We start from the raw sequence: 11,293 nt of genomic DNA, 5'->3' as shown, positions 1-11,293 counted from the left end.
CTTTTTCTTGCTTCAGGAGGAATTGACAAAATTAACGCGAATATTCCTTATATACGGGCTTTTTACGATGTCGGTGAAGTTGAAAGTACAGGAATTTTGCGAAGGCCATGGCTTTTTGAGCGGTATGTGCCGATTCTTGGGGGGTTTCTCATGGAAGAGAAGAAAGTATTGATAGTCGATGATCAGAACGGGATCCGCATCTTATTGATGGAAGTGTTCGGAAGCGAAGGATATAAAACGTTCCAGGCTGCCAACGGCAAGCTCGCGCTGGAAATCGTTCGGAATGACTCACCTGATCTGGTGCTTCTCGATATGAAAATTCCGGGCATGGACGGATTGGAAATTCTTAAACATATCAAGGCCGTGAATCCGGAAATCAAGGTTATCATGATGACGGCCTACGGAGAACTCGATATGATTAAGCAGGCCACGGAGCTCGGAGCTTTAATGCACTTTACGAAACCTTTTGACATCGACGAAATGCGAATGGCAGTGAACAGCCAGCTGAAAGGCAAAGCTGTAATGTAAATGTAGCGGAGAACCCCTTTTAGGGGTTTTTCTGCTGGAATTTTTGAAAATTAATGAAAACATCATAAAAATATCACGAAGCATGTAAAAGAATGCAAAAGCTTGTTTAGTATTTCACGTGAGATGTGGTATAATAATATGGTGTGAATGTCGGCTAAAAACATAAAAACATACCTTTCTTAGGAGGATGCAACATGCCATTAGTATCCATGACCGAAATGTTGAAAAAAGCACTCGAGGGGAAATATGCGGTTGGTCAATACAACATCAACAACCTTGAGTGGACGCAAGGAATTCTTGCTGCAGCCCAGGAAGAGCAAGCTCCGGTAATCCTTGGCGTTTCCGAGGGTGCAGCGCGTCATATGAGCGGATTCAAAACGGTTGTGAAAATGGTGGAAGGTTTGATCGAGGACATGAAAATCACGGTTCCTGTAGCGATCCACCTTGACCATGGTTCCAGCTTTGAGAAATGTAAAGAAGCGATCGACGCGGGCTTTACTTCCGTTATGATCGACGGTTCCCACCATCCAATCGATGAAAACATCGAAATGACCAAAAAAGTCGTTGAATATGCACACGCTAAAGGCGTTTCCGTAGAAGCGGAAGTCGGTACGGTTGGCGGTCAGGAAGACGACGTAATCGGTGGCATTCAATATGCCGACCTGAACGAATGCGTACGGATTGTTAAAGAAACAGGCATTGACACTTTGGCTCCGGCTTTGGGTTCCGTTCACGGTCCTTACCATGGCGAACCAAATCTTGGTTTTAAAGAAATGGAAGAAATTCGTGACGCGGTTCAAATTCCGCTCGTTTTGCATGGCGGTACAGGGATTCCTCTTCACGACATCCAAAAAGCCATCTCTTTGGGTACTTCCAAAATCAACGTTAACACCGAAAACCAAATCAACTTTACAGCTAAAGTTCGTGAAGTTTTGGAAGCTAATCCAAAAGCTTACGATCCGCGTAAATATTTGGTTCCAGGCCGTGACTCCATCAAAGAAACGGTTATTGGTAAAATCCGTGAATTCGGAACAAGCAACCACGCTTAATAAAAAAGAAACAAGCCGTTCCTCCGGGGACGGCTTTGCTCTTTGCCGAGGGGCGTCTTAACGGGCTTTTCCTTGTCAGCCAAGAGTTTTTATAAACGGCTCCATGTTTCCTGCTAAGGAACCAAGGAACTAAGGAATTACGGAGAAAGCCCCACGTTGCGGGGCTGTTTTGAAGGGGAGACGCCGTCCGAATTGCGGTGTCTTTCCCTTTTCTGTGTTTAAGTGGTATTATGGTGAGGAATGATAGAACCTTTTTAAGCACTCAGGGGGACTTTTAAGAATTATGGAAAAGTTAATGATTGCCGGTGGACGTCCACTGCGCGGATCTGTTCAGATAAGCGGAGCCAAGAACAGTGCGATCGCACTGCTGCCTGCCGCCATCCTGGCAGAGTCTGAAGTGATTCTGGATAACCTGCCGCAGCTAAGCGACGTTGCGGTTTATACTCATATATTGGAAGAGCTTGGAGCAAAAGTCGAATGGTCCGATAACCAGATTAAAATAGATCCCAGCCAGATTAAGTCTATCCCGATGCCTAACGGACCTGTTAAGAAGCTGCGGGCTTCTTATTATATGATGGGAGCCCTGCTGGGCCGTTTTGGCGAAGCGGTGATCGGGCTTCCGGGAGGCTGCAACTTCGAGCCGCGTCCGATTGATCAGCATATCAAAGGGTTTGAGGCGCTCGGGGCTACGGTAACCAACGAACATGGCGCCATTCACCTGCATGCAAAGCGGCTGCGCGGCGCCAGAATTTATTTGGATGTCAGCAGCGTCGGCGCGACGATCAACATTATGCTGGCAGCCGCCCGGGCCGAAGGAGCAACCGTTATCGAGAATGCGGCCAAAGAGCCTGAAATTATAGATGTAGCGACTTTGCTTAACGCGATGGGAGCAAGCATTAAAGGGGCCGGGACCGAAACGATCCGGATCGAGGGTGTGAAGGAGATGCACGGGTGCAGACATTCGATCATCCCTGACCGCATCCAGGCAGGGACCTACATGATTGCCGCCGCAGCTACGCGCGGCGATGTGCTTATCGACAATGTGATTCCTAAACACCTTGAAGCCTTGACTGCCAAACTGATCGAGATGGGTGTTAAGGTGGAAGAACTGGACGAGTCCATTCGCGTCATTGGAGCAGACTCATACAGCCATGTTGACGTCAAAGCGCTGGTTTATCCAGGATTTCCTACCGATTTGCAGTCGCCGATGACCAGTTTGCTCACCCAAACGGAAGGCGTCAGCGTATTGAGTGATTTTGTTTATTCCAACCGTTTTAAACACGTACCCGAGCTGGTTCGCATGGGCGCCAAAATTCGGGTAGAAGGCAGATCGGCCGTTATTGAGGGTGGGTCGCTTAATGCCGCCAAAGTATCCGCATCCGACTTGCGGGCAGGTGCCGCCCTGGTCATTGCGGGACTCACCATCTCCGAGGGTGTAACCGAAGTGACGGGAGTTGAATTTATCGACCGGGGTTACGATCATCTGGTCGAGAATCTTCGGTCGCTTGGCGCAGAAGTCTGGCGTGAAAAGGATTAAGTAAACTCAAGGCGCGCAGGCCGGACAGGTCTATGGATCCGGCTTGGGCGTCTGACCTTTTTCCTCCCGCGGCCTGCGTTTCTTAAAGACTGTTTCTCTCGGGATCAGGGTGAGCCGGTCAGCTCGGAGTTTATTTTCGTAGGCATGGTGCTGGTGTTGCCCGCTTATTTTGCAAAATCGGCATAACTCCTCTCTGTGGCGGGTATAACTATAGTATCCTCTGCTAGTCTCCCAGATCTCATATTCTCAATCGATAGATATTTATAATTGAATAGGTGGTATTACACAATGGATCTTCAAATTGCCGATCTGGAAGGGAAGAAACTTACAGATCTCTACAAGCTGGCTAAACAGTACCAGATTCCGTACTATGGGCAGCTTAAGAAAAAGGAACTGATCTTTGCTATTTTACGTGCGCAGGCGGAGCAGAGCGGGCTTATGTTTATGGAGGGCGTGCTTGAAATTTTGCCTGAGGGTTACGGCTTTCTCAGACCTATCAACTACCTGCCAAGCACCGAAGATATTTATATCTCCGCTTCTCAAATTCGCAGGTTCGACTTGCGCACGGGGGATCTGGTTTCCGGTAAATGCCGTGCTCCCAAAGAAAATGAACGTTATTTCGGGCTGCTGCAGGTTAATGCCGTAAATGGGGAAAATCCTGAAATGGCTTCCGAGCGTCTGCATTTCCCTGCTTTAACGCCTTTATATCCGCAGGAAAAACTCGTGCTTGAGACGTCGCCGAATCATTTGTCTACCCGAATTATGGATTTGCTTGCTCCAGTAGGACTAGGACAGCGCGGTCTCATTGTAGCCCCTCCTAAAGCCGGCAAGACTATTCTCCTTAAAGAAATCGCCAACAGCATTTCCGCGAACCGACCGGATATCTCCCTTTTTGTTCTCCTGATCGACGAACGTCCCGAGGAAGTTACGGATATGCAGCGGTCCGTGCAGGGAGAAGTTGTAGCTTCTACCTTCGACGAGCTGCCGGAGAACCATATCAAAGTGGCGGAGCTTGTTCTGCAGCGTGCGCTGCGTCTGGTGGAGCATAAGAAAGACGTCGTCATCCTGATGGACAGCATTACCCGTCTTGCACGGGCTTACAACCTGGTTGTGCCACCGTCCGGCCGTACGCTTAGCGGCGGTATCGATCCGGCTTCCTTCCACCGTCCGAAACGGTTTTTCGGTTCGGCAAGGAATGTGGAGGAAGGCGGCAGCTTGACGATTTTGGCTACGGCCCTTGTCGATACAGGTTCCCGTATGGATGACATTATTTATGAAGAGTTTAAAGGTACGGGCAACATGGAGCTCCATCTCGACCGCAAGCTGGCTGAACGCCGTATCTTCCCGGCCATCGATATCCGCCGGTCCGGCACCCGCCGCGAGGAAGCTTTGCTGACGAAGGAAGAACTCGATACTTTGTGGAATGTCCGTAAAAATATGAACGATTCCTACGACTTCGTCGAAGGATTCTTGAGAAAGCTGCGCAACGCCAAAACAAACGAGGAGTTCATCGCCTCGTTTGATGCGCCGCAGGCGAACGGCAGCACGGCCCAGCCGTCCTCTTCGTCTGCTTCTTCAACGCCGCGCCGTACCCGCGCGGCCGCCCCATCCCCGTCGTCCGGTTCTTCAGCGCCGTCGGGCGTTTAAAACCTGGACGGCCCGGCTAAACACCCGCCGGGCCGTCCCTTTATAAGGAGATCATTATGTATTTGGTATACGCAGATGAACAAGGCAACGTATTCGACCATGATTCGCTTTACGGCCTGGCCCGCAGCGGCGATATGATCGTTGAAATTATGGAAGACGAGCTCATTCCCCTGCCGGATGGAGCTACGCTGGTCGGCTTGCCGAGCACCCGCCCGGTAGGGATGGATCCGGATACGGGCGAAATGCAGTCTTTGCCGGGCAATGTTCAGGCGGTAGGCGCTTTGCTGCCGCAGGGTTTTACCCGTCTTTGCCTGCCGGGTTACGTCAAAACTGACAAGGACTATAAATTGCCGCTGTTCGGATATTCGGCCGTTGTTTGGAAGGACGGCCAATTTTATGTGACGGCAAGACTGAGTGACGATCCGGAGAAGTGGAATCCGCTCAACTGCGATCCGCTGGACTTGAAGAACAGCGTAAAACGTCTCAGAGCGGAATATCCGGAGAACCGTCTTTATGAGCATTTGTCCAACTGTGCGTTGGGCTACGAATGTTTGACCGCCTCCAATACCTTCCTGAACCGCTGGGAGGGCGCGGTCCCTGTATCTTACTCCTGCAACGCGGGTTGTTTCGGCTGCATTTCCGAACAGCCGGATGACAGCGGTTTTGTGTCCCCGCAGACCCGGATGAACTTCCGTCCCCGTACGGAGGAACTCGTGGAAGTCATGCTGGAGCATTTGAAAACGCCGGAATCCATCATCAGCTTTGGCCAAGGCTGCGAAGGCGAACCTTCCACGCAGGCTAAACTGATCATTGATTCCATCCGCCAGGTTCGGGAACGGACCGATATGGGCTACATTAATATTAACACCAATGCCGGTCTCAGCGATCATATCCGCGGGATCGTGGATGCAGGTCTGGATTTGATGCGCGTCAGCACGATCAGCGCTTTGGACGACCATTATAATGCGTACTACAAACCACGCGGCTACACGCTGGCCAATGTGGAGAAATCCTTGAAGTACGCGGAATCGCAGGGCGTTTATACTTCCATTAACTATCTCATTTTCCCTGGCGTAACCGACCGGGAAGAAGAAGTGGAAGCCATGATCGAATTTGCGCGCCGCACCAAGCTTAAGCTGATTCAGCTGCGCAACCTGAATATCGACCCCGAAAGCTATCTGGAGCTGATTCCGAAAGCCAAAGGCGATATTTTAGGAATGAAGCAGGCGATCGAGATTTTCCAGGAGGAGCTGCCTGACGTGGTGATCGGCTCTTACACCCATGTACCTCCGGCCGAGCTGGCGCGTGCTAAACGGAAGCCTACACTGCTGTGATTTTTGGATCATAAATTTCCGGACATTAAACGCGGGTTAACAAAGATTGGGATTGTTGTGGCTCTCGGCGTGTGCTATAATTCTGGCTGATTGTCCATTATACTCTGAGTCCGCATGAGGCTCAGGGCGGAAAGAGGTGAAAGTCATGAATTCAGCTATTCAGCCGAAGTACAACATGACCCTGGTAACCTGCGCATGCGGGAACCAATTTGAAACGGGTTCGGTGAAACAGGATTTGCGTGTAGAAAGCTGTTCGGCATGCCATCCTTATTTCACAGGCAGACAGAAGTTTTTGGATGCCGGCGGACGCGTGGATAAATTTAAGAAAAAATACGGGATCTAATCCGTGACAGATTAAACGAAGGTCTATCCTCTGCTCCTGGTGAGCGGGGGATTTTTTAATTCGCACGGTTGGGAAAGCCGTAGTATAGGTGTTCGCGATCGGTGGAATTATAAGGATGGCTGTTTCGGTTGCAATTTGTACAGGCATGAGATATACTTATTTTCACCGTGCTAGACGGGGAGGTAGCGGTGCCCTGTAACTCGCAATCCGCTGTAGCGAGGTTGAATTCCTGTTAGAGGTCTTGCTGATGTAAGGTCTGGTCCTGTCGGTCATCGTTGACGGTTGGGTCCTCCGCAATGAGTATCTGTGAACCTGGTCAGGTCCGGAAGGAAGCAGCCATAAGCAGTCCCACTTTTGTGCCGGAGGGCAGCCTAACCCGAGGTGTTCCGGCAGGGTGCCGCTTGGATCGCAACGATCAATAACAGGTGCACGGCTAATCGTTTTCATATTTGGCCAATCGGCACTTATACATGTAGCATCTCAGACTGCGGTCAGGGGTGCTTTTTATTATTTCTTGAGAGAAGAACGCATGGCAATCAGAACGGGCTCATATATAATGGAAAATTTTTTCTGAAAAAATAGCTTTGGCAGCCGGAGTCTCCCTATCGGGGGTTTGCAGCCGCTTTGAGGAAAGCTTCGAACGGTTTTTTTGTGTTTTTCTGACAGTACCGAGTATAGTATAATAAGGAAAGCGGTCTCGGTTTGCCCTTCCTGCTCGGAAAGGATCCGGACTGCCCGCTGCGAACCCGTAATGTCACTTGCCAAGGGAAAACAGCATAAGCCGAAAAGTTTTGAAAGAAGGTGCCGCATAAAGTGGAACACGTTGCCTTGTACCGTGCCTGGCGGCCTCAGTCGTTTCAGGACATGGTGGGACAACAGCATATCATTCGCACGCTGCAAAATGCGATTCGCGAAGACCGGCTGGCGCATGCCTATTTGTTTAGCGGTCCGCGAGGCACCGGCAAGACGAGTGCGGCCAAAATTTTGGCCAAAGCCGTCAACTGCGAGCGAGGCCCTGCTGCCGAACCCTGCAATGAATGCGAAGCCTGCCGACGGATTACGTCCGGGGCTGTCATGGACGTTCTGGAGATCGACGCCGCGTCCAACCGCGGGGTTGAGGAAATCCGGGATTTAAGGGATAAAGTCAAATATGCTCCGACTGAAGTTCGGCAGAAGGTTTATATAATCGATGAAGTTCATATGCTGACAACGGAAGCGTTTAATGCTCTGCTGAAGACGCTGGAAGAGCCGCCTCCGCATGTTATGTTTATTCTGGCAACAACCGAGCCTCACCGCTTGCCTGCTACGGTCATCTCCCGCTGCCAGCGCTTTGATTTTCGCCGGGTTTCTTTGGAGGAACAAAGCGAGCGGCTGAAGCGGATTTGCCGTGAAGAGGGAATTCAGGCGGATGACGAGGCGATCGACTACATTGCCCGCTTGTCCGATGGAGGCATGAGGGATGCGCTTAGCATTCTGGATCAGATTGCTTCCTTTTCGGAGGGACAAGTTTCCTACAAGCAAGTCCTCGAGATGACCGGGGGGATCCCCGCTGCTCAATTTGCCGAGCTTGCAAGAAACCTGCTTGATGGGGATATTGGCGGTATGCTTCAACTCATCGAACGGATGATGCAGGAGGGGAAAAGCGCTGATAAGTGCATGGAGAACCTGCTGTATTACTTCCGGGACCTGCTGATGATCAAAATGGTGCCGCAGGCCGACAAGCTGACGGAAAGGGTGCTTGAGCCAAGCGCATTTACGGAAATTGCCGAGGCCTTCTCCAAAAGCCAGCTGTTTCAGTTTATCGAAACGCTGAACCACTATCAGAATGAAATGAAATACGCCGTCCAGCCGCAGATGCTGTTTGAGGTGGCCTTGCTGAGGCTGTGCAGCATCGCTGAAGGCGGCAGCGGTTCTGGAGCCGCTGCGTCTTCGGGTTATTCTGCGGCAGATGCCGCGGGGGGCGCTAGGCCTGCTGCGTCTCCGGGATCGGCGGACGCCGGGGCGGTTGACCAGCTTCGCCGGCAGCTGCAGGAGCTGGAGAGAAAGCTTGAGCAGGCGCTTAACTCTGGCGGTATAGCCGGGGGCGGGGGAAGCGGGAAAACCGAAACCTCCCGGCCCAGAACGCCTGCGCCGCGCATTTCCAGCACGGCGAAAATTCCTTCTCACATTGACCGGTACGTCGGCAATCGCGACAGTCAGGAATTCATTGCTGTTCAGCAGAAATGGAACATGATTCTCCAGCGGGTCAAAGAAGAAAAGGTTACCATTCATGCCTGGTTCATGAATGGGGAACCGGTTTCCGTTTGGGAAGATGCTGTTCTGGTTGCTTTTAAGAACGATATTCACCGTGAGACCACCGAGAAACCGGCCAATAAACAGGTCATTGAACGGGTATTGGAGCAGCAGCTCGGCAAACCTTACCGGCTGTTGACCATGATGCTGAAGGATTGGAACGATGCGGCTGCACAGGGCCCGGTCTCGGAACCGGCCAAGGAGCCGTTTGAGCTTTCCCATCCGGACGGCGACGAGCCTCCGGCGAGCAAAGAGCCATGGGTAGACGAGGCTGTCCAGCTGTTCGGCGAAGATCTGGTTGTCATTAAAGAATGATGAGGATCATCAAGAATGGCCGAGTTTGAGCCAGGTGGGCGAATTTGTCTGAAATTGAATATACTTATTTAAGGAGATGATTTGAGATGAATAACATGAACCAAATGATGAAGCAAGTGAAGAAAATGCAGGAGCAAATGCTGAAAGCCCAGGAAGAATTGGCTGACAAACGTGTTGAGGGAACTTCCGGCGGCGGTGTTGTAACGGTTGAAGCCAACGGGCACAAAAAAATCCTGTCCATCGCCATCAAACCGGAAGCTGTTGATCCGGACGATGTAGAAATGCTGCAGGACCTTATTTTGACAGCCGTTAACGACGCTTTGACCAAAGCTGAAGAGATCGCCAACCAGGATATGGGCAAGTTCACGGGCGGCATGAAAATCCCTGGCTTGTTCTAATTTAAATTAATTTAAGTTCTTGATTTTATGTTAAAGTTGCAAGATCCATGCCAAACTTCGGAGGGCTTACCTCCGAAGTTTATTCATAATTGGTGTTTCCGGCATTTGCCCGGTTATTCGAACAAAAAGGAGAACCCCGCTTTGTATTATCCCGAACCGATAGCCAAACTCATCGACGCATTTACCCGGTTGCCCGGCGTTGGTCCGAAAACAGCCGCCCGGCTTGCCTTTCACGTGCTGCGAATGAAAGAGGACGATGTAATTGATTTTGCCAAAGCGCTCGTAAGTGTAAAACGCAATCTTCATTATTGCTCCGTTTGCGGCAATATTACCGATACAGACCCCTGTCAAATCTGTCAGGATAAAACCCGGGATCCCTCTGTCATTTGCGTGGTTCAGGAAACCAAGGACCTGGTGGCTATGGAGCGTACCAAGGAGTTTAACGGTTATTATCATGTTCTGCAGGGGGCCATCTCGCCTATGGAAGGTATCGGTCCTGACGATATTAAGCTAAAAGAGCTTTTAACCCGTCTTAGCGATGAACGCGTCAATGAACTGATTCTTGCCACCAATCCGAACATTGAGGGTGAAGCTACAGCCATGTACATTTCTCGTCTGGTCCGGCCGTTTGAGATCAAAGTGACGCGGATTGCCCATGGACTGCCTGTCGGCGGAGATTTGGAGTATGCGGATGAGGTTACGCTTTCCAAGGCGCTTGAAGGCCGAAGAGAGCTGAATTAATCAATTTTATATAGAACTCTTCAAAGAAGCCCAGGGAATGCGGGCTTCTTTTTTATTTTTCGAAGTACGAAATCTACATAGCAATAAAAAAGAAGTTGAAGTTCTAAGTTTGTCCTTCCGGCGATAAGTATGAAATAAAAGGGCCAGGCCTTTCTTTTTGTAAAAGGGAACTGCAACAACCTATGTAAAGAAAGGGAGGATTATATGAAGTGGGGTTCATTATTCTCGAAATCAAACGACAGGAAGCAGCAAAAGCTTGAACTTGAGGAAAGGGAAAGGATCTATTACGAGGTGCTCAGGGCACATAAGGAATGGGAAAGAGCTCATCTGGCTTTTCAGGCGGCTACAGGGAAAGACGAAGTGGATGTAGCCATTTATACACTGGAAGCGGCAGAGAGAAGATATCAGATTCAACTAAAGGAAGCAAAGAGATTGGAGATTCATCTGGGTTTGCATGTTTATCCGCGATCTATCAACTCTCAAACGGTAAGGAGGTTAGGATCATGAAACTAATTGCGGCAGGAATACTAGTGCTGTCTGTTGTGCTAATGCTGTATGTCTGGATTTCAAAAAGAATAGGCTTCGCCTGGATCACCAGGCTGGGCCTTCATTTTGCCCTCGCTGCTGTAGGCATTTATGCCATCAACTTTGTGGGGATTCTGCCGGAGGTCCATATACCGCTGAATCCCGCTACCATAGGTACTGTGTTGGTTTTGGGGCTGCCGGGAGTAGGGCTTCTTATCGGCTTAAAATTAACTTGGATGTAATAGTTGACGGGTTATCTTTGCATGTGTTACATTATACATCGTCCCTTGAAGGTACAAGCCTCGACAAATAAGTCGAAAAAAGGTTTTTGAAAAAAAGTGCTTGACTGCTAACTGGATAATGTGATATATTATAAAAGTCGCCGCTGAGATGCGACGATGAATGAAAAGCGAGTGAAATCGCTGGTTTGATCTTTGAAAACTGAACAACGAGTGAGAAACAAATGAGATACATTGGGGATGAAATTCAAATCCATGTGGATTTGAATTTCGCTCCGATCTCGTCAGATTCAAAATGAGTCACAAACTTAACTTCAAATGGAAAACCTATCGCCTTCGGGTGGC

The 11,293-nt window shown here is 49.9% G+C and carries 11 protein-coding genes and 1 other RNA gene; all 12 read left to right on the top strand.

Annotation, left to right across the window (positions count from 1 at the left end):
• The first annotated feature begins 150 nt into the window (after positions 1 to 150).
• The 12 genes from AC3ZPD_RS22465 (at position 151) to AC3ZPD_RS22410 (ending at position 10,951) form a co-directional block, all read left to right on the top strand.
• The gene (locus tag AC3ZPD_RS22465; RefSeq protein ID WP_094094642.1) at positions 151 to 528 is read left to right on the top strand and encodes a response regulator; all 378 of its coding nucleotides are present in this window, start codon (positions 151 to 153) and stop codon (positions 526 to 528) included.
• Positions 529 to 722: 194 nt separating this feature from the next.
• Positions 723 to 1,577, top strand: coding sequence for a class II fructose-1,6-bisphosphate aldolase (gene fba, locus AC3ZPD_RS22460; protein ID WP_490986470.1), 855 nt, complete (start codon positions 723 to 725; stop codon positions 1,575 to 1,577).
• A 283-nt stretch (positions 1,578 to 1,860) separates the two neighbouring features.
• Positions 1,861 to 3,114: a UDP-N-acetylglucosamine 1-carboxyvinyltransferase gene (murA, locus tag AC3ZPD_RS22455; protein WP_490986469.1), complete on the top strand. Its 1,254-nt coding sequence runs from the start codon at positions 1,861 to 1,863 to the stop codon at positions 3,112 to 3,114.
• Positions 3,115 to 3,402: 288 nt separating this feature from the next.
• The gene (gene rho, locus AC3ZPD_RS22450; protein ID WP_490986468.1) at positions 3,403 to 4,761 is read left to right on the top strand and encodes a transcription termination factor Rho; all 1,359 of its coding nucleotides are present in this window, start codon (positions 3,403 to 3,405) and stop codon (positions 4,759 to 4,761) included.
• Between the two features lie 56 nt (positions 4,762 to 4,817).
• Positions 4,818 to 6,095: a radical SAM family protein gene (locus AC3ZPD_RS22445; protein WP_490986467.1), complete on the top strand. Its 1,278-nt coding sequence runs from the start codon at positions 4,818 to 4,820 to the stop codon at positions 6,093 to 6,095.
• Positions 6,096 to 6,240: 145 nt separating this feature from the next.
• Complete coding sequence (rpmE, locus tag AC3ZPD_RS22440) at positions 6,241 to 6,438, top strand: 50S ribosomal protein L31 (RefSeq protein ID WP_490986466.1); 198 nt, start codon at positions 6,241 to 6,243, stop codon at positions 6,436 to 6,438.
• Between the two features lie 165 nt (positions 6,439 to 6,603).
• Positions 6,604 to 6,871, top strand: an RNA gene (gene ffs / locus AC3ZPD_RS22435) — signal recognition particle sRNA large type.
• A gap of 380 nt (positions 6,872 to 7,251) precedes the next feature.
• Positions 7,252 to 9,045, top strand: a complete 1,794-nt coding sequence (dnaX, locus tag AC3ZPD_RS22430) for a DNA polymerase III subunit gamma/tau (protein ID WP_490986465.1) — start codon at positions 7,252 to 7,254, stop codon at positions 9,043 to 9,045.
• 86 nt (positions 9,046 to 9,131) lie between these two features.
• On the top strand, positions 9,132 to 9,443 hold the full coding sequence (locus AC3ZPD_RS22425; protein WP_490986464.1) for a YbaB/EbfC family nucleoid-associated protein: 312 nt from the start codon (positions 9,132 to 9,134) through the stop codon (positions 9,441 to 9,443).
• 141 nt (positions 9,444 to 9,584) lie between these two features.
• Entirely contained in the window at positions 9,585 to 10,184 is a 600-nt protein-coding gene (gene recR, locus AC3ZPD_RS22420) for a recombination mediator RecR (RefSeq protein ID WP_068698819.1), read from the top strand.
• A gap of 204 nt (positions 10,185 to 10,388) precedes the next feature.
• Positions 10,389 to 10,691 carry a DUF2508 domain-containing protein gene (locus tag AC3ZPD_RS22415; protein ID WP_490986463.1) on the top strand — a complete coding sequence of 101 codons (303 nt, stop codon included), beginning with the start codon at positions 10,389 to 10,391 and terminating at the stop codon, positions 10,689 to 10,691.
• Positions 10,688 to 10,951, top strand: coding sequence for a pro-sigmaK processing inhibitor BofA family protein (locus AC3ZPD_RS22410; protein WP_490986462.1), 264 nt, complete (start codon positions 10,688 to 10,690; stop codon positions 10,949 to 10,951). Before AC3ZPD_RS22415 ends, AC3ZPD_RS22410 begins: the two co-directional genes overlap by 4 nt.
• Positions 10,952 to 11,293 lie beyond the last annotated feature (342 nt).

The organism is Paenibacillus mobilis (assembly GCF_058267595.1).
Note: the sequence above shows the minus strand (reverse complement) of the source record. Positions and strands in the feature narration are given on the sequence as shown.